This window comes from Tautonia plasticadhaerens, from assembly GCF_007752535.1.
Taxonomy (GTDB): Bacteria; Planctomycetota; Planctomycetia; order Isosphaerales; family Isosphaeraceae; genus Tautonia; species Tautonia plasticadhaerens.
This window is the reverse complement of record NZ_CP036426.1, coordinates 1,892,254-1,914,308: the sequence shown is the minus strand read 5'-3', so window position 1 is coordinate 1,914,308 and position 22,055 is coordinate 1,892,254. Positions and strand designations below refer to the sequence as shown.

The 22,055-nt window shown below is 72.1% G+C and carries 18 protein-coding genes; 5 read left to right on the top strand and 13 right to left on the bottom strand.

The annotated features are described in order from the left end of the window. Window positions 1–4: 4 nt before the first annotated feature. On the bottom strand, window positions 5–1,138 hold the full coding sequence (locus ElP_RS07425; RefSeq protein ID WP_197446789.1) for a M28 family metallopeptidase: 1,134 nt from the start codon (window positions 1,136–1,138) through the stop codon (window positions 5–7). Between the two features lie 208 nt (window positions 1,139–1,346). Between ElP_RS07425 and ElP_RS07420 the strand changes: the two genes are divergently transcribed. Then, window positions 1,347–1,694: a hypothetical protein gene (locus tag ElP_RS07420; RefSeq protein WP_197446788.1), complete on the top strand. Its 348-nt coding sequence runs from the start codon at window positions 1,347–1,349 to the stop codon at window positions 1,692–1,694. A gap of 94 nt (window positions 1,695–1,788) precedes the next feature. Here ElP_RS07420 and ElP_RS07415 read toward each other — a convergent pair whose 3' ends face one another. The 6 genes from ElP_RS07415 to ElP_RS07390 form a co-directional block, all read right to left on the bottom strand. After that, window positions 1,789–1,992 carry a hypothetical protein gene (locus ElP_RS07415; protein ID WP_145268005.1) on the bottom strand — a complete coding sequence of 68 codons (204 nt, stop codon included), beginning with the start codon at window positions 1,990–1,992 and terminating at the stop codon, window positions 1,789–1,791. A gap of 51 nt (window positions 1,993–2,043) precedes the next feature. Beyond that, window positions 2,044–2,823 carry a class I SAM-dependent methyltransferase gene (locus ElP_RS07410; RefSeq protein ID WP_145268004.1) on the bottom strand — a complete coding sequence of 260 codons (780 nt, stop codon included), beginning with the start codon at window positions 2,821–2,823 and terminating at the stop codon, window positions 2,044–2,046. 61 nt (window positions 2,824–2,884) lie between these two features. Then, complete coding sequence (locus ElP_RS07405; RefSeq protein WP_145268003.1) at window positions 2,885–3,619, bottom strand: hypothetical protein; 735 nt, start codon at window positions 3,617–3,619, stop codon at window positions 2,885–2,887. A gap of 30 nt (window positions 3,620–3,649) precedes the next feature. Beyond that, complete coding sequence (locus ElP_RS07400; protein WP_145268002.1) at window positions 3,650–6,013, bottom strand: TRAFAC clade GTPase domain-containing protein; 2,364 nt, start codon at window positions 6,011–6,013, stop codon at window positions 3,650–3,652. 98 nt (window positions 6,014–6,111) lie between these two features. After that, window positions 6,112–7,047, bottom strand: coding sequence for a hypothetical protein (locus ElP_RS07395; protein ID WP_145268001.1), 936 nt, complete (start codon window positions 7,045–7,047; stop codon window positions 6,112–6,114). Between the two features lie 50 nt (window positions 7,048–7,097). Continuing rightward, window positions 7,098–9,074, bottom strand: a complete 1,977-nt coding sequence (locus ElP_RS07390) for a hypothetical protein (RefSeq protein ID WP_145268000.1) — start codon at window positions 9,072–9,074, stop codon at window positions 7,098–7,100. 366 nt (window positions 9,075–9,440) lie between these two features. Here ElP_RS07390 and pyk point away from each other — a divergent pair, with 366 nt between their 5' ends. Beyond that, window positions 9,441–10,904, top strand: coding sequence for a pyruvate kinase (gene pyk, locus ElP_RS07385; protein ID WP_145267999.1), 1,464 nt, complete (start codon window positions 9,441–9,443; stop codon window positions 10,902–10,904). A 625-nt stretch (window positions 10,905–11,529) separates the two neighbouring features. On the opposite strand, the gene ElP_RS07380 is transcribed toward pyk, so the two are convergent. Beyond that, window positions 11,530–12,522 carry a nucleotidyl cyclase domain-containing protein gene (locus tag ElP_RS07380; RefSeq protein WP_145267998.1) on the bottom strand — a complete coding sequence of 331 codons (993 nt, stop codon included), beginning with the start codon at window positions 12,520–12,522 and terminating at the stop codon, window positions 11,530–11,532. 271 nt (window positions 12,523–12,793) lie between these two features. Here ElP_RS07380 and ElP_RS07375 point away from each other — a divergent pair, with 271 nt between their 5' ends. Beyond that, the gene (locus ElP_RS07375) at window positions 12,794–13,381 is read left to right on the top strand and encodes a hypothetical protein (RefSeq protein ID WP_145267997.1); all 588 of its coding nucleotides are present in this window, start codon (window positions 12,794–12,796) and stop codon (window positions 13,379–13,381) included. 85 nt (window positions 13,382–13,466) lie between these two features. Here the strand turns inward: ElP_RS07375 and ElP_RS07370 are convergent, their stop codons facing one another. The 3 genes from ElP_RS07370 to ElP_RS07360 all read right to left on the bottom strand — a co-directional run bounded on the left by ElP_RS07370 (window position 13,467) and on the right by ElP_RS07360 (window position 16,546). Then, window positions 13,467–14,648, bottom strand: coding sequence for a M20 family metallopeptidase (locus tag ElP_RS07370; protein WP_231749549.1), 1,182 nt, complete (start codon window positions 14,646–14,648; stop codon window positions 13,467–13,469). Window positions 14,649–14,790: 142 nt separating this feature from the next. Next, window positions 14,791–15,354 (bottom strand): elongation factor P, encoded by a 564-nt coding sequence (efp, locus tag ElP_RS07365; protein ID WP_145267996.1) that lies wholly within the window; start codon window positions 15,352–15,354, stop codon window positions 14,791–14,793. 133 nt (window positions 15,355–15,487) lie between these two features. Continuing rightward, window positions 15,488–16,546 carry a methyltransferase gene (locus tag ElP_RS07360; protein ID WP_145267995.1) on the bottom strand — a complete coding sequence of 353 codons (1,059 nt, stop codon included), beginning with the start codon at window positions 16,544–16,546 and terminating at the stop codon, window positions 15,488–15,490. A gap of 247 nt (window positions 16,547–16,793) precedes the next feature. On the opposite strand from ElP_RS07360, the gene ElP_RS07355 reads away from it, so the two are divergent. Then, window positions 16,794–17,753, top strand: a complete 960-nt coding sequence (locus tag ElP_RS07355; protein ID WP_145267994.1) for a serine O-acetyltransferase — start codon at window positions 16,794–16,796, stop codon at window positions 17,751–17,753. A 1-nt stretch (window position 17,754) separates the two neighbouring features. Here ElP_RS07355 and ElP_RS07350 read toward each other — a convergent pair whose 3' ends face one another. Further along, window positions 17,755–18,534: a class I SAM-dependent methyltransferase gene (locus ElP_RS07350; protein ID WP_145267993.1), complete on the bottom strand. Its 780-nt coding sequence runs from the start codon at window positions 18,532–18,534 to the stop codon at window positions 17,755–17,757. Next, the gene (locus tag ElP_RS07345; RefSeq protein WP_145267992.1) at window positions 18,531–20,045 is read right to left on the bottom strand and encodes a glycoside hydrolase family 13 protein; all 1,515 of its coding nucleotides are present in this window, start codon (window positions 20,043–20,045) and stop codon (window positions 18,531–18,533) included. Before ElP_RS07345 ends, ElP_RS07350 begins: the two co-directional genes overlap by 4 nt. A gap of 318 nt (window positions 20,046–20,363) precedes the next feature. On the opposite strand from ElP_RS07345, the gene ElP_RS07340 reads away from it, so the two are divergent. After that, window positions 20,364–21,839: a hypothetical protein gene (locus tag ElP_RS07340; RefSeq protein WP_145267991.1), complete on the top strand. Its 1,476-nt coding sequence runs from the start codon at window positions 20,364–20,366 to the stop codon at window positions 21,837–21,839. Window positions 21,840–22,055: the final 216 nt, after the last annotated feature.

The window sequence follows — 22,055 nt, the reverse complement described above, 5'->3', positions numbered from 1 at the left end:
CCGTTCAGAGCACCGTGAACAGGACCACCTGGGCGACCCGGAGCATCGACATCCGCTGCGGGGGGGTGAGGGACCCCTCCTCGACCCAGCCGCCGATTCGCTCGACCATCCCGCTCATCATCGACTTCTGGAGCGCGGGGATCTCCAGCTCCTCCTCATGCTCCAGCAGCATGGCCAGCACCTCCCGGATCGCCACCGCCTCCTCGATCCAGGGTTCCCGGTCCGGGGTCCACCCCGGCAACTCGTCGGCCGAGCAGGCCCGACGGACGACCCGCTCGATGAGGGCGGTCGCCGCCGAGAGTTTCCCGTAATCGATGGTCTCGGGCAGGTCGTCCGGCGTGTGATAGGCGGGGCTCTCCCCGGTCGAGAAGAACAGGAATGGGATCGACCGCTGCCGAAACGGGCCGTAGTCGCTGCGGTCGATCGCCAGCAGGTCGGCCCCGACCACCCCGACCGAGAGCGGCAGGCCCTCGGCGGCCTCGAAGATCCAGGGGCGGAGCCCCGGCGCGTGCTCGGTCCCCATGATAAACAGCGAGTCGCCGCCGACCCCCGCGAGGGACCGTCCCAGCATGTCGGCGGTCATAAACAGGCCGATCCGGTCCCTCGGCAATGGAGGTTCCCTGACGAAGTGCTGGGAGCCGAGCAGGCCGCGCTCCTCCAGGTCGAAGAAGACGAACAGGATCCCCCGAGTGGGCGGCTCGGCCTGGCCGGCGAGCCGCCGGGCGACCTCCAGCACCATCGCCACCGCCGTCGCGTTGTCGTCGGCCCCGGGGAAGAGTCGACCGCCCCGGATGCCGAGGTGGTCGTAGTGGGCCGAGAGGATGACCACCTCCGATCGGTCCGGGTCGGAGCCGGGGAGCAGGGCGGCGATGTTCCGGCCCCGGAGGTCACCGGCGGCGAACTCCTGGTCGAACCGGCCGTCGAAGGCGGGTTCCAGGCCGAGCCCCCGGAGGCGGTCGATGAGGAAATCGCCCGCGGCCCTCGCCCCGTCCCCGCTCCGGCCCTCGAACTCGGGGGAGGCGAGCCGGAAGACGTCCGCCTCCAGCCGGGCACGCCCCGGGAGGGCCCGGTCCTCGGCCTCGACCGGGGCGATCGGCCCGCAGAACGCCAGCGCCGCGATTCCGATGAGTACCCACATCGTGGTCACACTCCTCCTGGTGTCCGGGCGCGGGCCTGGATCGGATCGGCCCGACTCCCCTCTCCTGGTTGTCCCGACGGCGACACCGTCCCCCCGAGCGTCACGAACCGAACCCGGGGGGGAAAAAGGCCGGGCAAGGGCCTCCGGGATTTCGCCCCACGGTCGATCATACTCGGGACTCTGTCGGAGTCGAACACGGAGGTGACGCATGACTCGCAGGATGATCGCGACCTCGGCGCTGGTGCTCGGCCTGGCCTTCGCCTTCGGCGGCGTGGCCAGGCCGGCCTCGGCCCAGGATTGGACCTCGTTCTATCACTGGCCGTACGTCCCGCCCCAGGTCCCGGGGAACGGCGTCCAGACGAACCAGCTCTACGACGGCTGGTATCTCTACCCCAAGGAGATGCGGATCGTCCCGCAGATCCAGGGGCCGTACTACCGCAACTTCTACGGCGGCAAGAAGCACCTGGGCCTCGACCGGATGCCGCACTGGCTGCACGACTGGAGCAGCAAGAAGAAGTATTACCAGGGGCACCACTTCGCGCTCGACGTCTTCTGAGCCGGTCCCGCCCGGCACGCCGAATCGAGACGCAGCGAACCGGGGCCCGAGGGGGGAAGCATTCCCCCCTCGGGCCCCGTTCGCGTCTGGGTATTCAGCTGGCGACCTTGAGCACCGAGGCCAGGAACAGCAGGAGCGTGAGGACCCCGGCCCCCCAGAGGGCCAGCTTGACCCCCTGCGAGAGCGGGGTCGGGGGTGTCTCGCGGAGGAACTGGGCGAAGGGCTTGCCGGGGCTGGTCGGGCCGGCGTCGGCGACGATCGGCTCGTCCGCGTCGAAGAGTTCGTCTCGGGAAGTCATGGCCGTCAATCTCGATGGGGTTCGGGGCCGCGCTCGTCGACGGGGAGCCGCTCAGGGCCTCGCCTCGAAGGCCCAGTCCCAGCTGCGGGGCTGCCCACGGAAGTGCTCCCCGAGCGGGAGGTTGGCATCCCAGGGGTAGAGGACCTGGTCCAGCCGGACGGAGCCGAACCCCGCCTTGCGGAGCCGGTAGTCCAGCTCGAACGACTGCCAGAACTTCTGCCGGAGCCCCCGGAAGGCGAATCGGCCGAAGCCGAAGTCGTAGAGGTGGTGTTCGGCCTGCTGCTGGGCGAGGCGGTCGGCCTCGGCGGGGGCATTCCCCTGCTCCAAGGCGCGGTCGAGCAGCAGCATCGTCTGGTACTGGATCGCGTCGATCGCCGGCACGACCCCGAAGAAGACCCCCCCGGGGCGCAGGGCGCGGCGGATCGCCGAGAGCGTGCGGTCGACGTCCCGGACGTCGGGCATGACGATCGAGTTGATCGCCACGGCCACGTCGACGCGGTCGGTGAAGTCGTCGAGTTGGTCCATGGGCCGGACGTGGAACTGCACCCGATCGGCATCGGGTCCGAGCCGTTGCCGGGCGGCGTCGACCATCGCCGGGGCGAAGTCGATCGCGACGACTTCCCGGAACCTCCCCAGCAGCATCGGCAGGAGCGGGCCAGTCCCGCAGCCGAGGTCGATGGCGAGCTTGGAACCGGGGTCGGGGACCGCCCCGATCGCCGGGACGATCGGGTTCTCGACCCCGGGCTCGAACGGGTCGAGGAACAGCTCGTCGTAGTTGGACGCGTGTCGGCTCCAGTGGCGGGACTGGGCCCTGGTGGTCGTCGTCGTCACGCTCGTCGTTCCCCGGGACGCGACGCACTCGATCCGTCCGGCGTCGCTGGACTTCGGCAGTCTAACCGATCGCGTCCCCCTCGGCACCCTCACCCGGGGCGGCCTGCCCCTCCGGCCCGGCCGGCACCAGGAGCAGGCGGCGATCGGACGGGTCGATGCCGGACAGGCGGGGCAGCCCGATCAGGTCGAACAGCCCTGCGTCGGCGAAGGCCCAGGTCGCCAGCGACCGCCGATGGCGATGCCGGACCGGGAGCCGTTCCCAGACCTGCTCGGCGAGCCGATCGATCGGGCCGCCCGACTCGACCAGCGCCCGGCGGCCGTGCAGGAGGGCCTCGGCGACGGTGTCGGCCCTCGGGTCGTCCGGCACCAGAGGGGCTCCCGGCCGGGGGAGCGTGATCGAGCCGGGGGCGAGCACGCCGTCCCCCGGCCCGAAGTCCTCCCGGAACGCCGGGGCGAGCCGCATCGGCCGATACCCGGCCCGCCGGCCCGAGTCGGCGTCGAGGAAGACCGCGTGGAAGGCGACCGCATCGGGACGGCCCACGTCGTCGCTGCCCGGCGAGAAGGGGTGGAGGACCATCCACGTGCCGTCGGCCAGCCATCGGGAGACGACCCCGGCGGGGGGGGCCGCCCCCCTCGGCCGTTCGCCGAGCCGCTGGCACGTCTCCTTCATCGCGCGGATCCACGGGTCCCGGCAATCGGGGGAGCGTCCCAGCAGGTCGTAGCCCCTGTGCCAGAACGGGAAGCTGCCGTAGACGGCCTGCTCGAACGGCACGGGGGGGCGGGGGAAGGGCCACATCGGGTGGGACTCGAGGTTCGTGCGATCGGTTCAATCGGCGGCCGTCCGCGCCCCGCCCTCGGAGGCCCGAGGGCGGGGGAGCCGGGGCAGCTCGAAGTCGGACTCGAATTCCAGGGTGACCAGCCCCCGGGTCCTCGACGGCCGGACCGTGCCGTTGAGGACCCGCAGGGCCAGCGGGTCGTCCCCGCTGCGGAGCGTGGCGACGGTGGAATCGGAGTAGTCGTGGTCGACGAGCTGGATGACCACGTCGTCCCCGTACGTCCAGCGCACGGGACGGGGAAAGGTGTAATTCCAGACCGGCTCGGTGCTGTTGGGGATCACCGGGGTCGGCCCGTGCTTCACCCCACCCACCCAGAGCACGACGCCCAGATCCGGGCCCCCGCCGGAGAACGTCTTGGAGACCCCCGGATCCACCGCGCCCCGGACGAGCGTGACGCGGTAGTCGCCGGGTTTGGTGATCTCGTCCCAGCGGCCGAGGAATTCCCTGGCCGGCCGGGCGTGGCGCCCCTCGGGGTTGGAGGCGAGATAGTCGCGCAGGCGTCGGGCGACCTCGGCGAGATCCCGGGGGTGGGTGGCCCAGTGGTCGAACGCCTGGCGGTAGAGGTAGTCGTCCCTCCTGCCCTCGATCCGGGCGATCGCCGCCTTGGCCTGCTCGATGTAGGAGCCGCCCTCGGCGTGGGCCCGGAGGTACTCCCGGTAGCGTCGGATCTGCTCCTCGAACCCCTGTCGGGGGGCCGCCTCCTCGAAGGCGACGGCCCGCTCATAGTCCCGGCGGTCGAGGCGGTCGAGCCAGTCGTCGATGAGGCCCCGGACCTCCTTGGCGCGGGGGCTGTCGGGCCTGGCCTCGAGGAACGTGCGGGCCCGCTCGATGAGGTCGAGGTAATCGGGATCCGGCAGGCGGGCGTCGACGAGCCAGGCGTCGACGACCTCGCGGTCCCGCCGCTCCAGGCGGTCGTCGATCTCCTTGCGGATCAGTTCGGCCAGCTCGATGGCCTGGTCGGCGAACGGGGTGTCGGGGTCCTCCCGGAGGAACTCCTGGATCATGGCCAGGCGGTCCTCGGGCGGCTTGCTCGGCAACAAGGACTCGGCCCGGATCTCCTGCCAGCGGGCCTCGGCCTCCCGGCGTCGGAGGGTCGATTCGGCCTCCCGGATGTCCGGCAGCTTCTCGGGGGCGGCTTCCTTCAACTCGGCCAGCTCGCTGCGGAGCTGCTCCGGCTCGGCGGTGCCCACCTCGGCCCTCAGCCGGGCGGAGGCGACGCGGGCCTCGTCGCGACGTCCCCGGGCCTTCCGCGACTCGTCGGGCCAGAAGAGCGGCTGCGTCGGGTGCCAGGCGAGGAACCTATCCCAGCGTCGGGCGACCTCGGGAGCCGGGTGTCCTCCCCGCTCGAAGGCGAGCGCCAGGTGGAATCCGGCGGCGTCGTAGACCGCCAGCCCGGCGACCAGCGCGACGATCGCCGCGACCCCCCGGGCCAGGCCCCGGGCCACCCCCCGGCGTCGGAGCTGCCGGAGGCGACGGCGATACTCGATCAGCTTCGAAGAGTTCGGATAGCGCCGGGCATACGCCTTCACGCAACGGGCGATCCGGGAGGCATCACGGGGGGCAAGATCCCAGATCCACTCCAGCAGCTCCCGGTCGGTCGCCTCGACCTGCTCGACCAGCCAGAGCAGCGGCCCTTCCAGGCCCATCGGCTCCAGGTGCTCGGGCGGGGAGCCGTCGCTCGGGGCGTTCACGCCGTAGGAGCTGACCGCGAAGACCGCGCTCCGCGGGGCGTGGGAGGCCAGGGCATGCCGGGTCATCCCGAACCGGGACTCGACCACCTCCTCGGCCCGATCGGGGGAGGGCCCCCCGGCGGCGAGGACGCGGTCGTACTTCGTCAGCAAGAGCGCGATCGGCCGGCCCACCATCGTGTCGTCCGAGGCGCCGATGTAGCGCTCCAGCAGGTGCTCGACCTCCTGTTGCCGCCGTCGCCGCTCGGCCGGTTCGCCGGAGCCGACCGAGTCGAGGCAGAGCAGCACGGCGTCGCAGTCGGCGAAGAACTCAAGGATCGAGGCGTCGGAGCCGAGGGAGACGTGCTCCCCCTGGTAGTCCTTGACGATCAGGTCGATCTTGGCCGGGCCCCGATAGAGGCGGAGTTCCAGGTCGGTCTCGGTCAGGGTGCCGGCGGGGGGCTCCCCGGCCTCGATCCGGGCGATCTTGTCGGCCAGGTATTCCGCCCCCCTGGCGCCGACGGCCGCCAGGCGGATGCCGGGGATCTGGCCGGCGGACGCCTCCCGGTAGAACATCGCCAGCAGGGTAGTCTTGCCCACCGCCCGGTGGCCGAACAGCGCGATCCGCTTCGGGCCGGTCAGGCGGCGCTCCAGCGCGTCGAGATCGGGCGAGCGGCGTTCGGCCATTGGGGAGAGTCCGGGGTCTCGACCCTGATCGAGGGGGGACATCGGCGGGGACCGGGGCGGGGACGGCCCGGGTCCGGCCGCCCCCGACGAGGCCGAAGTCAGGACGACCGGACCGTCGCCCTCAGGCCCCGGCCGACCAGTCGGAACGGCATCGTGAGCCATCGGAACGGCATGCCGAGGATCACGAGCAGCGCGGCCGAGGCCACGACCCCGGCGCCGATCAGGGCCGCCCACCGGAGTGCCGCCCCGCTGAGGCCGAGGAAGCCGAGCCGGTCGGCCAGCGACCGCTCCAGCCCCTTCGCCGCCCCGGAGCCGATCGCCCCGGCCAGGTCGATCCCGGCCTCGGCGAACTTGGCGACGGCGAACTCGGTGATCTTGCCTGCCGAATCGACGAAGCGGTCCGGGTCGGCCAGGAACAGGCCCAGGACGCCGGCCGCGGCGAGCTTCCGCTTGTGCTGCAGGACGGTGCCGACGTAGAAGCCCCAGCCCTCCCGGCCCGACTTGCGGAGGACGTTGATCGACTCCGGGCCCTCGCGGACGATCACCTCGGCCACGTCGTCGCCGTAGACCCGGACGGCGGTCATCCCCTCGACCCCGAGGCGGCGGATCATCTCCGGGGCGTTGTCGGGGTAGCGGCGGGCGATCCGCTCGGCGGCCTCACCCATGCGGAGGACGAGCCGCTTCTCGGCGGGATCCAGGGCGCGGAAGGTCCGGGAGAGTTCGGGATCGGCGTTGCCGACCAGGCGATTGAACCGGAGGTCCATGGCCGTGCCCGCCGCCTCGTCGGCCGACCGGGTCGATCCGGCGAGCGCATCCGAACGCCGGGCGAGGGCCGAGAGGCCTTCCTCAGACGACCCTTCGAACAACCGGCCGGAGACCCGGCCCGAGCGGGCCAGTTCGGGGTCGGACGCCTTGACGACCCGGCGGACGACGTCCTCCATCCAGCCGACCTTGCTGGCCATCGCGGGGCTGGGCAGGGCCGCCATCGCCAGCATCAGCAGGGCCGCCCGAGCGATTCCGTGTGTGCGATTCATCCGATCAAGCCCTCGTTCGCCAGGATGTGTCCGAGTGAGTGTCCGATCGATCAGCCCGCCGGGGACGACGAGACCGGCGACGGCCTCCGGGAGGAGAGGTGCTCCTCCATCTTGTGGATCGCGGCCAGGCCGACCCCGGCCTGGGTGGCCTCGACGGCCAGGTACTTGAGGCCCTTCTCCGGGGGGATCCGGCGGACGACCAGTGCGCCGTCCTGGAGGAACCGCATCGGGCCCCACCGGGAGAGCCGCAGCCCGGCCTGGGCGGCGTAGGGGCGGGCCATATCGGTGGCCTCCCGGAGCCCGATCCGGGCGAGGGCCTCGGGGTAGTGCCGGAGCGTCTCGAAGAGGCCGCCGGCCGAGCGGACGACCCACCACCGGGCGGCCCGGGTGGCGGCGTCGGTCGCCCCCCCGGCCGCCTGCCGGGCGGCGGAACGGCCGGCGAGCGCGGCGGTCTCCTCGGAGGCCTCCCGGCCGATCCCCCGGATCGCCCCCCGGGCCGCCGCCTTCAGCTCTGATCGGGCCGCCTCCGAGGCCAGCGCCGCCTGGGGCTGGAGCGCCGCCAGGCTCAGGGCGTCGGCGATGACGAACCCGGCGTCGATCACGGCCCAGGCGTATTCGCCCCGGGTCGGGGTATATCCCTTCGTGACGACGCTGCCGAGGTGCAGCAGGTCGTAGAGCGGCAGGAACTCGTAGTAGGCCGTCTCGGCGGAGCCGAGACTCCGGGCACGATCGAGGCCGTCCTCCCGGATCAGCTCGATCGTCGCCTGGCCGCTCGCGCCGGACATGGCGGTCATGGCGAGGGCGACGTTCTCCAGGGTCGAGCGGTCCTGCTTGGCCCTCAGCTCGGCCAGGAACTCGGGGGAGGCGTCGGCCGAGGCGACGGGCGGGATGACGTCGGGACCGTACCGGTGCAGGATCTCCCGGAAGCCGTCGTGGTCGGCGTACTTGGCCAGCATCGCCAGGGCGGCCGGGCCGTGCTCGGCGACGGCGGCGACGGCCTCCTCGCGGTCCCTGGCGCTGGGGTAATTCTCGTAGATGACCGTCGCCGCGTCCGGGCCGACCCGGCGCAGGGCCTCCTCGGCGACCCTGCCGTGCTCGACGACCAGGCGGAGCCCGGACGGGCTGCCGCCGACCTCGGGGACGAGGTTCGCCGCGGCGACGTGCCTCAGGTCGCCGGCGATCGCCTCGGGCGACCGGCCGCGGAGTTGGTCGGCGACGAACGCCTCGTTGACCCGGAGCAGGATCAAGGCCTGGTCCAGCGGGATGGCGTCCCGGAGGGCGAGGAGGACCGGGCCGAAGCGGTGGACGGTGGCGAACCCTTCCAGGCCCTGGAGGCGGAAGGCGTCGAGGGCGAGGTTGCCGAAGGCGTCGATCGTCCGGACGGACGAGGCGAGGTCGGTGCTCCCCTCCGTCAGGTCGATGCACATCAGGACGGCCAGCGCCTCCCCGAGGCGATCGGGGTCGGCCTCCCAGCGGTCGATCAGGTCGGTCAGGCCGGTCGGGTCACTGAGGATCAGGGGCAGGGCGGCCGGGTAGGAGGCGGCGGCCCGCCGCTGTCGGGTATTCAGCCGGGAGATCGCCGTGATCAGGACCTTGCGGTCGATGGAGTCGGATCGCTTCAGGCCGAAGTACTCCCGCCAGTTGAGCATGAGGTCGGCCGCGGCCTCGTCGGAGACGAGTTCTGCGAGGCGGTGGAAGTCCTCCGAGGCGTGCTCGTAGAGGTAGAGTGCCTCCAGGTCGAGCCGGTCGAGGAGCCGGAGCCCCCGGAGGCCGTCGGTCCCCTCGATGGCGAGGGAGTTGCGGCCGTAGCGGTCGAGGACGCGGTCGACCAGCTCCCGGTGCTCGGGGTATCGGGAGCGGATCCGGGCCTCGTCGGCCAGCCGGGCGGCCTCGGCCGGCTCGGGGGTGGGGGCGGTCGGCTCGTCGGGTTCGGCGTCCCGGACCGAGACGTCGGCCCGCTTCGTGCCGACTTTCATCAACACGCCGAGCGATCCGAGCAGGGCCGCGATGGCGATGATCCGCTTCATGGTCTGAGTGCCTCGAGCCTCGGGGAGCCGCCCCCCTGGGGCGGTCCGTCGATCCAATGCATTCCCGGGGATGACGTTGCGAATCGGATACCGGTCCACTTTATGCTCGGCTGGAGATCCCGGGAGGCGACAGTCTCCCGAGGAGTGGTCGACTCGTCAATCGGAGCTGGTAGGGGCCGACAGGGGTGGAAGGGGTGGGGGGATTCGACGCCGATCGGCCCGTCCCGGTCGTAATTCTTTCGACGGGCGGGGGCCCCTTGCCTTACACTTCGCCCTCGTCGGCGGCGGCCGCCCCGCCTCGGGAGGCATTCGCCCGCCGCCCCGGACCATTGGACGCCCCTGGCCCCGCCTATCTGAGGTGTCGCCGTGCGGATCGACGCGGACGAGTCGCTGGCCGGCGTGAGGACGAAGATCGTGGCGACCGTCGGCCCCGCCTCACGGGCCCCCGAGGTCCTCGGCAAGCTGCTGGACGCCGGGGTCGACGTCTTCCGCCTGAACTTCTCCCACGGCTCGCAGGACGACCACTCGGCCACACTCGCCGACATCCGCCGGGTGGCTGCCGAGCGGGAGCGGGCGGTCGGGGTCCTCATGGACCTCGGCGGGCCGAAGATCCGGCTGGGGGAGTTGCCGGGGGGGATGCTCTCGTGCGAGCTGGATGCGGAATACGCCCTGGTCCGGGGTCCGGGAGGGGCTGAAGGCGAGCTGACCTGCACGTACCCCGACCTCCCCGATGACCTTACGATCGGCGACCCCGTCCTGTTCGCCGACGGCACGGTCGGCATGGAAGTGGTCGACCGCTCTCCCGGGCGGGCGGTGCTGAAGGTCGTGCTCCCGGGCCAGATCCGGTCGAGGCAGGGGATCAACGTCCCCGGCTCCGGCCTGAGCCTCCCCTCGCTGACCGACAAGGACCTGGGGGACCTGGACTGGGCCGCCGATCACGACGTCGACTTCATCGCCCTCTCCTTCGTCCGGTCGGGTACCGACCTGGCCCGGCTCCGCCACGAGCTGGACCGCAGGAACATCAAGGCCAAGGTGATCGCCAAGGTCGAGAAGCCCCAGGCCGTGGATGAACTCGAGTCGATCCTCGCCCTGTCCGACGTGGTCATGGTCGCCCGGGGCGACCTCGGGGTCGAGGTGGACGTGGCCCGGGTCCCGGCGATCCAGAAGCGGATCCTGGTCGAGGCCCACAAGGCCCGGGTGCCGGTCATCATCGCCACCCAGATGCTCAACAGCATGGAACGCTCCAGCCGCCCCACCCGGGCCGAGGCCAGCGACGTCTTCAACGCCGCCGTCGACGGCACCGACGCCGTCATGCTCTCCGGCGAGACGGCCATCGGCGACTTCCCGGTCGAGGCCGTCCGCACCATGAGCCGGATCCTCGCCGAGGCCGAGCGGCCTTCCCCCTCGCCCTCGACGACCGCCCCCGGGGGGCCGGCCGACCGGGCCGGATGGATCTCGCCGATCACCGAGGCGGTCGTCGAGTCGGCCAGCCTCGCCTGCCGGAGGTTGGACGCGGCCCTGCTGGTCGTCGCCACCCGATCGGGCCGATCCGCCCTCGCCGTCTCGATGCAGCGCAACCGGACGCCGACGATCGCCCTGGCCCCGTCAGAGGGGGTGGCCCGGCAACTGAGCCTGCTCTGGGGGGTCGTCCCGCTGATCCTGCCGGGTGCGGGCTCCGGGGGGGACGGGCCCGTCGACCACGCCCTCTCCTGGGCCAAGACGAAGGGCCTGGTCTCGACGGGCGACCGGGTCGTCGTCCTCCGGGGTTTCTTCCCCGATCACCCGACCCATAACACGATGGTCGTCCGCGAGGTCGAGCACACTGCCTGAGCCCCGATCCGGCTGTGGCGGTGGGGGCCGGTGCGCCTCAGTGCGCCCCGGCGATCCCGTCGATCAGCCTTTCGAGTCAGGACTTGCGGCGATCGCAATGGGTTCGCTCCGGAGGATCCCCGGTTCGATCGGGTTCGTTTCGCGCGTGATGGGACGCCACGGCGTCACGCGCCCCTCGCCTCCCGGAGACTGCCATTCCGGCAGGTGGGTTTGTTCGTCGCGCTCGCCCCCGGCGTCGACCTATCCGAGAGATCGCGGAGCCGGTGCGCCACAGTGCGCCAGGCGTCATCGGCCGAAATACGAAGTAAAAAAGGAGTTGCGGCACAAGAAATGGGTTCGCTCCGCCGAATCGACTGGCGACGACCGGCGGCCCCCCGGGATGCAGCATTCTCAATCCAGGGAGGACGATCGGGAACAAAAAAATTAATGTATGCATCCAAGTGTTCGCTCTCGATTTTCAAAGAGCCGGCCGCGTCGCCTCCCCCGGGAGGGGCAATCGGAGGCCTCACCGCCGAGGGCGGGGGCCTCGGGGCGCCGCGTTACATCCATAATGATCGAGCGTCGGGCCGATTTCGGTGACCGATTCTGCTCGGGGCAATGAGGGGGTCGACGACCGGCCCCGGGATCAACCGACCGCAACGGGCTCGGCTTTGGGGAGCACTCCGGGGGTGAAGCTGTCCTGGTCGGCGACGAGGATGCCGCCCCCGGGCCGGAGGCGGGCGCGGCGGAGGGCCTCCTGGGCAAGGTCGAGCAGCACGTCGGCCTCCCGGACCCGGTCGGAGAGGCCGGCGACCCCGACGGCGAGGGGGGCGGTCGGCTCGTCGTCGGTCGCGCCGGCGGCGGCGAGGAGGATCGACTCGGCGATCATCGGGGCGTTGAGGTTCGAGGCGTTGGGGAGCACGGCGATCAGGGTCCGGGGGTCGTCCATGACGACGAGGTCGCTCTCCCGGAGGGTGCCGAGCACGAGGGAGATCGACGGGTCGACGGACCCGGCCCCCCCGGCCGGGAGGATCGCCTCCGCCATCGAGGCCGGCCGGTCCAGGCCGATGGCGAGCACCGTGAGCGGCTCCCGTCGCCTCCTGGCCAGCAGGATCAACTGGCGGAGGATCGGCAGGAGTAGCGCCCTGGGCTTCAGCCGCGATTCCGGCAGGGAGGGGTCGGCCAGGCGGAGCAAGGGCTCCCGGCCGAGGAGCCGGTCGGCCAGGGCGGCGATGGCGCAGAGCGATTCGAGCTGGGAGACGGTGGCCGGGGGGATGGGGCGTCGGCCCCGGGGCGAGACCAGCAGCGTCCCCAACGGTTCCCCCCGGAACCGGACCGGGAGGCGGACCGGCTCGCCCGGGGCGGGAGAAGATCGGGAGACGAGCACCCGATTGGGTCCGCCGACGGGCCGGACCTCGACCCGGTTCGAGCCGGTCAGCGCCCGGGCGGCCCGGAGCAGCAGGTCGTGGATCTCCTCCCGTCGGGTCGACCGGCCGACCCCGTCGAGCATCGCGGACAGGATGCGGTCGGCCCGGCAGGCCCGGGTCCTCCCCAGGGCCGGAGGCCATCCCATGCGGGGGGGGCGTCCCGGGTCGTCGGCCTGGACGGTGATCGTGGCGTCTCGGTGCGGCATCGGCATGGGGGGCCTCGATCCGGGGCGAGGGGCCGGGGAGCCGGCCGGCGGGCCCGGCCGCGCTCCATCGGGACCCTAGGTCGCGGATCCGCGGGGGACAACCCAACTGGCCTTGCCACGATCGGCCGGTGCGGGCACGATACGCCGCGCCCGGGCCTGGGGAGCCGATCCCCGAGCCGGGTGCCCCGTCCCGATCCCGGCTCCGGCCCCGCTCCCCTCGCACCTCCCCCCTGCCCCCGGCCCGAGCCCGATCGCCGAGCCCGAGCCGAGGACCGTGATGATGCGATTCAGGCCCGTCCAGGCCGCGATGCTCGCGGCGGTGATCGCCCCGTCGGGCCTGACCGGCTGCGGGACCCTCCGCAACCAGCCCATCCACGCGAACCCGCTCGTCGTCCGCACGACGAGCTTCGACGCCGCCTGGGACGCCACCGTCCACGCGGTCGACGAGGACTTCGAGATCGACGAGGAGAATCGCCTCGCCCGCCGGATCAGCACGTATCCGGAGACGGCGGCGACGATCGTCGAGCCCTGGCGTCGGGACTCGGTCGGCCTCCGGCAGCGCCTGGAGGCGACCTTGCAGACCTACCGGCGGTTCGCGATCGCCAGGGTCGAGCCGGTCGCCGAGGGCTTCGCCATCGACGTGGAGGTCTGGAAGGAGCTGGAGTTCCTCGACCGACCCGAGCGCCAGAACGGCGGCCAGGCGGCCTTCCCCCAGGACTTCCAGATCAATCGGTCGCGCGAGGTGATCGGGCCGATCGCCCCCCCCCTGGGCTGGATCCCCAAGGGGAGGGACTTCGCCCTGGAACAGCGCATCCTCAACCGGATCGAGCGCGAACTGCTCGGCGGGGGCGGCATCCTCCCCTGATCATTTCGCGGGAGGGGGAACAAGGCTCGGGCACGCCGGGCGGGAGGCCGAGCTGCCTGGGTCGGCGAACGGGGTCCCTCGCCGATCAGGTCGGATCGGCGTTGCCCAGGTGGCAGGCGAGGGCGTAGTAGGCCTCGACGGCCCGTTCGAGCTGGTCGACGGCGATCCACTCGTCCTTGGTGTGGGCCTGGGCGATGTCGCCGGGGCCGATGACGAGGGCGGGGATCCCCGAGGCGGAGAGGGGGCCCGCGTCGGTGCCGTAGGGGACGGCGGAGATCTCGGGGCGCTCGCCGAGGGCGCGGGCCATCGCGTCCCGGACCGGCTCGACCCAGCCTCGGGAGGACTCGGGGGAGAGCGAGGGCATCCGGACCCAGGGCTCGGTGAAGGAGAAGGGGGCGGAGTCGCCGAGGGCGGCGACCAGCGCGTCTTGGAGCTGCCGGCGGACCCCCTCCACGTCCTCACCGGGGATGACCCGTCGGTCGAGGTCGATGGCGCAGGAGTCGGGGACGACGTTGACGCTCTGCCCCCCCTCGATCCGGCCGACGGAGAGGGTCGGGGGTCCGAGCACGGGGTCGGGCGTCGCCTCCCGGAGGCAGAGGGCGAAGGGCTCGATCACCGAGAGGACCCGGGCCATCCGGTAGATCGCGTTCACCCCGTCCTGGGGCCGGGAGCTGTGGCAGGCGACCCCCTCGGTGACTACCTTCCAGCGGACGGCCCCCTTGTGGGCGGTGACGACCCGGAGCATGGTCGGTTCGGCGACGACGGCGAGGTCGACGGCGAGCCCCTGGGCCGCGAGCGCGGAGGAGCCGGTGTGGGTGTACTCCTCGTCCACGGTGCAGGCCATGAGGACCCGGGCGGCGCCCTCGGGACGCTCCCGGACGAGGCGGGCGAAGGCGGCGAGCATGGCGGCGAGGCCGCCCTTGACGTCGCAGGAGCCCCGGCCGAAGACCTTGCCGCCGTCGACGACGGGGCGGAAGGGCTCGACGGTCATCCCCTCGGCGGGGACGGTGTCCTGGTGGGCGTCCCAGAGCAGGGTGCGGCGGGCCTTGCCGCCGGGGGGCTCGAAGCGGGCGATGAGGTTGTCCCGCCCGGGGGAGATGGTCCGCCGCTCGTAGGGGACGCCGAGGTCCCGGAAGTAGGCGTCCAGGTAGTCCGAGACGCGTCCCTCGAAGTACGGGGGGCCGTCGCCGACGGCTCGGCCCATCGGGTTGACGCTCGGCAGGGAGACGAGTTCGAGGAGCAGCGGGAGGGCCGTCGGGGGGGACACGTCGGGGAGGCTCCGGGGGGCGGTCGATTCGGTCCGATCCCGGCCGGGCCGGCGTGCTTCGGGCCGACGTCGGGCCGGGGCCTCGTCTCGTCTCGTTCTCGTTCTCGTCTCGTCTGGCGTGCGGGCGACGGCGCCTCTCGGCTCACTTCACGCGTTCGACGTACTTGCCGTCCCGGGTGTCGATGCGGACCTTCTCGCCCGGCCCGATGAAGGGGGGGACGCTGATCTTGAGGCCGGTCTCGGTGATGGCCTCCTTGTACTGGTTGGTGGCCGTGGCCCCCTTGATCGACGGCGGGGTGTCGACGATCGTGTGCTCGACGCTGTCGGGCAACTCGACGGAGACGGGCTTCTCGTCGACGTACCGGACGCTGACCTTGGTGTTGGGCAGCAGGTACGGCATCGAGGCGCCGATCATGTCCGGCGGGAAGGAGATCTGGTCGAACGTCGAGGTGTCCATGAAGACGTGCTCGTCTCCCTGGGAGTAGAGATATTCGTACTCCTTGGACTCGACGAAGGGGACCTCGATCTGGTCGACGGAGCGGAACCGCTTGTCGATGATCGACCCGGTCTGCATGTTCTTCAGCTTCGCCTGGACCATGGCGCGGAGGTTGCCGGGCGTGTGGTGGTAGAAGTCGTGGACGACGTAGTTGGTGCCGTCCATCGTGATCACCATGCCTCGGCGGATGTCGGTCGCTTTGATGTTCATGGGAGGACGAAGGGGGGGAGAGGCGGCCTTGGGGGATCGGCCCCATCGGGCCCGGCCCGGCGGGGAGAAGATGTAAGAACGTACCCGACCGGGGACTGCGTTGCCTAGCCCAGATCGGGCCCCGCGCGGGGGCTCAGGAGACCCGGGCCGCGGGCAGGACGCCGCAATGCACCAGCGTGGGGACGATCGGGCCGGGGTCGAAGCCGGCGTCGAGCAGCCAGGAGCGGTACTCGGCGGCGCTGTAGGCTCGGCCCTCGGTCAGGCTGAACAGGGAGGCCGAGTAGAGGGCGACCGGCAGCGGGCCGTCCATCGCGTCGTCGAGGAAGACGTCGTGGATCAGCAGCCTCCGGCCGGGGGAGAGCGCCTCGGCCAGCCTCCCGAGCAGCGTGACGCACTCGGGCACGTCCCAGTCGTGGAGGATGTTGGAGAGCAGGACGGCGTCGGCGCCGTGGGGGACGGGGTCGGAGAACATGTCGCCGGGGTGGCATTCCAGGCGGTCAGAAACCCCGTGCCGCTCGGCCAGTTCCCGGGCGACCTTGAGGACCTCGGGGCGGTCCCAGACGATCGAGGTCAGCTCCGGGTGCCGCTGGAGGAAGGCGATGCTGTAGAGGCCGGAGCCGCCCCCCACGTCGAGCAGCCTGCGGCAGCCGGGCAGCGGGCAGGCGTCGGCCAGCACCGGGGCCACGTTGCGGGCCCTCCCGGCGAGGGAGAGGGTCAAGGACCGGGCCGACTCCTCGCGTTCCATCGCCGACTCGATCCCCTCCCGGTAGACGAAGGCCACGCCCTCCTCGGTGGCGGGCCCGGAGGACGCGGGGTGGTTCGACCGCAGGCGGTCGGCCATCTCCAGCACCCCGGGGCTCCGGGCCGCCAGGCCGAGGTAGCCCCCCACGTCGAACGGGCCGCCCGGGACGAGGTGCTCCCGGGAGAGGTCGGTCAGGTCGAGGATCCCCCGGGCGTCCCGGGAGAGCAGCCCCATGGCCCGGAGCGCCGTGAAGAGGACCACCGCCGGGCGATCGGCCAGCTTCAGCTCGGCCCGGAGGTCGGCCTCGGCCCTCGGCCGCTCGGCGAGGCGGCCGAAGACGTTGAAATGGGCGACGGCGGCGGTGAGCAACTCGGTGGCGAAATTGCCCCGGAAGTGCTCGAAGATGGGGCTGGGGTCGGTCGAGGGCCGGGAGAGGGCTCGGGCGCTCATGGGCTGGTCACTCCGCCTCCGCCCCGGGATCGGGGAGGCGGAGGGGTCCGTCGAATGCCGCCTCGGCCGGTCGGCCCGGCCCCCCGGGCCCGGGCGAATCGGCGGGAGTTCGTTCCGCGTCACGACCTCGAACCTACCACGCCGGGCGGGCCCCGGGAAGCGGCGGCCTTGGTGCGGCCGGGGGGCGGCCCGTACAATCGGGGTCGAGCGAACGTGACCCCTTCGTGACCGACAGGACGAGTGACCGATGGCCACCGACCCTCGCCTCAAGGACCGGCTCCCCGCGCTGACCGATCGGATCGTGGGGACCTACGAGCGGTGCGGCGGCATCAACCACCTGGGACACTCGTGCCTGCCGAGCTACAGGGAGGTCACCGAGATCCTGGCCGACCTCCGGGAGATCCTCTACCCCGGATTCGGGCGTCGCCAGCGGCTGTCGATGAGGAACGTCGGCTATCACGTCGGCGACCTGGTGGACAGCCTGTACGACCGCCTCAGCGACCAGATCTGCCGGGCCCTGGTGCGGCTGGAATGCGATGGGGACGACGCCGACCCGGTCGAGGAGCACGCCGGGCGGGCCCAGCGGATCGCCCTGTCGTTTTTGGAATCGCTGCCCGAGCTTCGAGGGGTGCTGGCCGACGACGTGGCCGCGGCCTTCGACGGCGACCCGGCCGCCAAGGCGTACGACGAGATCATCTTCTGCTACCCGGGAGTCGCCGCGATCACGATCTACCGGATCGCCAACCTCCTGCACTCGATCGGCGTGCCGCTGATCCCCCGGATGATGACCGAGTACGCCCACTCCAAGACCGGGATCGACCTTCACCCAGGCGCCACCATCGGCCGACGCTTCTTCATCGACCACGGCACCGGGGTGGTGATCGGCGAGACGACCCGGATCGGCGACAACGTGAAGGTCTACCAGGGGGTGACGCTGGGCGCCCTGAGCTTCCCCAAGGACGAGAACGGCGTCATCCTCCGGGACCGCAAGCGGCACCCGACGATCGAGGACGACGTGGTGATTTATGCCAACGCCACCATCCTGGGGGGCGACACCGTGATCGGCCATCACGCCGTGATCGGCTCCTCGGTCTGGCTGACCCGGAGCGTCGAGCCGTTCACGACGGTCACCATCGAGAGCCCCCGCCTGAGGTACCGGGCACCCCAGCCCGACGAGCTGCCCGAGGACGCGGCGGCCTCCCCCTGATTCAGCCCGCCGTCCGGGCGAAGACGATCCAGCCCCCGGCCCGGAGCCGGGGGAGCAGCCGGGGCCGCCGGATCGGCCTCGCGGTGATCGCATCCAGGGGGAGGACCTCGTCGACGAGGAACCCGGCGGAGGCCAGGTCTCGCCGCAGCTCCGACCAACCGAAGGCGTGGACCGAGAGACCCGGGATGCCCCGATAGGTCATCCGGCGGTCGGAGGGGGGGCGGCCGACGGCCCGCCTCGGGAGTTCCCCCAGCAGCCAACGCCGGCCCTGGGGGTCTCTCAGGTGGAGCCAGAGGTTGTGGGCGTGCAGGGCGAGGACGCCCCCGGGGCGGAGCACCCGAGCGGCCTGCCGGAGGGCCGTGCGTCGGGCCTCGACGCCGGAGATCATCCCGAGGGTGCTGTACATCGAGAGCGCCAGGTCGAACCGGCCGTCCGGCAGCCCTTCGAGGCGGCAGAGGTTGGCGCGGACCCGGGCGACGAGGAGTCCCTCGGCATCGGCGGAACGGCCGAGGGCGGCGAGCATCGGGAGCGAGAGGTCGACCGCCGTGACCCGGAACCCCCGCCGGGAGAAGGCGAGGGAGAGCCGACCGGCGCCGCAGCCGAGGTCGACGAGGTCGCAGGGCTCGGCGAATCGGGAGGCGAGGATCTCCTCGTCGGCCCGGGTCAGGGGGTCGTCGGCGAAGTAGCCGGCCTCCTCGGCGGCCAGGCGGCCGGAGGAGGCGTAGTCCCAGAGCGCCGGGTCGACGCCGGGTGGGAGTTGCCATCTCGGGGGGGGGCTCATCGGCCCGAGGTGCCGAGGAGCACCCGGCCGCTCCGGGGTCCGAGCCGGACCCGGGAGAGCCTCCCCTGCTCCGTTTGCCAGGAGCCGGGGGCGAGCCGGTCGGCGAAGGCGACGCCGTCGGGGACGGCGACGCCGAGGTCGACGTCGATTTCCTCGGCCCCTCCCCCGGCGTTGAGGAGGACGACGGCCAGGATGTCGTTGAGTTGTCGGAGGAATCCGTAGACCGAACCCTCGGCGTGGAGCCGTCGGAACGACCCCCGGCGGAGGACGGGGAGGTCGTGTCGGAGTCGGACGGCGCGCCGGATGTCGGCGTGGAGGTCGAGGTCCCATTCGGCCTCGTCCCAGGGGAAGGCGCCCCGGGAGTCGGGCTCGTGCCCGCCCTGCATGCCGATCTCGTCGCCGTAGTATATGCAGGGCGCCCCCGGGAACGTCATCTGGAAGAGGGTGGCCAGTCGGAGGGAGGAGGCGTCCCCGCCGGCCAGGGTGCGGAAGCGGGCGGTGTCGTGGCTGCCCAGGAGGTTCATGAGCACGGCGTTGACGTTCGGGTGGTAGAGGCCGAGCATCCGCTCGATCGCGTCGGCGAACTGGAGGGCGTCGGCGGGCCGGGCGTCCCGGAGCGGCTCGGGCTCGAGGTGCCGCCGGTCGATCCGCTCGCCGATGAAGAAGGCGATGCAGGCCTTGGTGAAGATGTAATTCATCACCGCATCGAACATGTCTCCCTTGAGCCAGCGGGAGCCGTCCCCCCAGATCTCGCCGACGATGTAGGCCTCGGGGTTGCCCTCCTTGACCCGGCGGCGGAACTCCCGCCAGAAGGCGTCGTCGTCGATCTCCTGGGGCACGTCGAGCCGCCAGCCGTCGATGCCGAAGTCGATCCAGTGGCGGGCGACCCCCCAGAGGAACTCCCGGACGGCCGGGGTCTCGGTCCGGAACTTCGGCAGCGCGGGCAAGCCCCACCAGGAGCCGTAATTGGGGGGATCCTCGGGGTGGTAGGCGGTGAGCGGGAAGCCCTCGACGTGGAACCAGTCGCAATAGGCCGAGTCCTCGCCGTTCTCCAGGATGTCGTGGAACTGGAAGAAGCCCCGGCTGGCGTGGTTGAAGACTCCGTCGAGCACCACGCGGATGCTCCGGTCGTGGGCCCGGTCGAGCAGCGACCGCAGGGCCCCGGTGCCGCCGAGCATCGGGTCGACCTGCAAGTAGTCGTGGGTGTGGTAGCGGTGGTTGGAGGCCGACCGGAAGACCGGGGTGAAGTAGACGGCGTTGACGCCGAGGTCGGCCAGGTAGTCCAGCCGCTCGGCGACTCCCAGCAGGTCGCCCCCCTGGTAGCCGTGGGCCGTCGGGGGGGACCCCCAGGACTTCAGGCAGGACGGCTTGGGGACCCGCCCCGATCGGGCGAAGCGGTCGGGGAAGATCTGGTAGAAGACGGCGTCTCGGACCCAGTTGGGCGTCTGGGGTTCGCTCACGGGTCGGGCTCCGCTCGGTTGCTTCGATCGTCGGGCGGGATCGGGTCTCATCGATCCCCGACCTGGGTGGATGATGGGGATGACGCGTGGAGGTGACCTTGCGCGTCGCGTCCCGAAGACGCGACCAGGAAGGCGCGAATCCTGGCCAGTTCGGGCCGCGTTCGGACGGGATTCGAGAGCAGGATCGGTGCCGAGGATCCGTGTCGCGGGGCGAAGGGGCCTCGCAGGTCGACGGCCCGGGCCGCCGAAGGGGGACCGATCAGGAGCCTCCGATCCTGAGATTGACGGGATCGGGGGGAGGTGCTAGCCTCCGCCGGACTGTCAGATCGGCCCGTCGCTCTCCGGACCTTCACGGAAGGGGGTTCTCGCATGAAGGCTCTCCTCGCGCTCTCGCTCCCGATGCTCCTCGGCCCCGAGGCCCCTCCGGCCGGCGAGGCGGCGTCCCCCGGGATGATTCGCTACGAGATCCGGCTCGTCGACTGCGAGGCACTGGGTTGGAGGGAAGACTTCCAGCCACGGCTCCGGTTCGGCGGCCACCGCGCGGGCAGTTCCGCATGGGTCGCCGATGAGGCGACCCTGGCGGAGCTGGCGGATCGATTCTCCGAGGCCGAGGACGCCCGGGTCGTCTCGGCGCCGAAGGTGACGGCGTTCGCCGGCAACCCGGCGACGATCGGGACCTGCTCGACCCGGCACTTCGTCGTCCACGCGGAGCCGGGCGAGTCGGCCGGGGGCGAGCCCGACCCGACCTCGCCGAAGCCGGTGGTCGCGCCGGTGGACGACGGCTCGCAAATCCACCTCGTCGGCCAGCCCGGCCCGGAGGGGGTCCACCTGAAGGTGGACGTGATCGACTCCCGGATCGCCGCGGTCCACGTGGTCGAGTCCGGGACGGCGGCCCCGGGGTCGACCGTCCAGTTCCAGGTCCCGGAGGTCACCCGCCGGGAGATGGGGGGCGAGTGGCTCGTCCCCGAGGGGCACGGCCTGGTCCTGAGCATGGGCGTCGAGTCGTCGGCCGTCGGCGACGGGACGCAATCGGTCCGGGAGCGTTTGCTGCTGATCTCCCCCGAGGTCCTCGGCCGCGCCCCGGCGAGGCCCGAGGTCGATCCGAGGCTGACCAGGGCGTCGAGCCCCGAGGTCCCGCCCAACCCGGGCGTGCCCGATCTCGTCCCCTCCCCGCCCATCGCGGTGGGGGTGAGCGGGCCGACGACCCCGAGGATCATGCGGGCCGGGGCCGTGCCGACGGCCCTCGCCGCAACGCCCTGGGGCCTGCTGCCGATCGTGCCGATTGAATACGACGCCGCGACGATCGCGCCGGGCGCCCCGATGGTGGTCGCCACCCCCGCCCCCGCCCCTCCCCCCGCCCCGGAGGCGGTGCCGGCCCCGGCGATGCCCCTGCCGAAGCTGCCCACCCGGACCCTCCCGCCGGCCATCGACACCGACGGCCGGGCCGTCGACCCGAGGACGGACAGGGACCGGGAGGCCGAGCGGACCGAGTACGCCCCGTTCGTCGACGGCAAGCCGGTGGCCTCTCCCCAGGTGACGGTGCCCGTCCCGGGCCCCGTGACGGTTGAATCGCAGTACGAGGGGGTCGCGACGCCGACCCGGCCCGCCCGCACCGGCGACCTCGAACGCACCTCGGCCGAGCGGACGACCCCCCCTGCCAAGACCGATCGGAAGATGATCAAGGTCCGACTCTCGCTCGGCCTGGCGCGGGGCCTGTCCGTCGACGTCGACCTGGGAGCGGATCCCGACTCGACCGGCGCCGAGCCCCCGGCCGAGGCGAAGGCTGTCGAGGCGAAGGCCGGGACGAAGGCCGACCCCTCGAAGGACACGCCGATCCGCCGTTGACCCAGTACGTCCGCCCTGGGACGGGTCGGAATCTCCGAGACCGTACCCACACTCCCCTCCGACTCGCCCCGATCGGACCCGCCCTCGCCCCCCTCCGGGGAGTTGAGGTCCCGGGCCCGATCGGCGAGTCGGTCGACGTTCGTGCCGACGCGTCATCGGGTCGTGTCGACCGGACCGGGGCGGGCGTGATCGTCCCCGGGTCGGGAATGACCGACC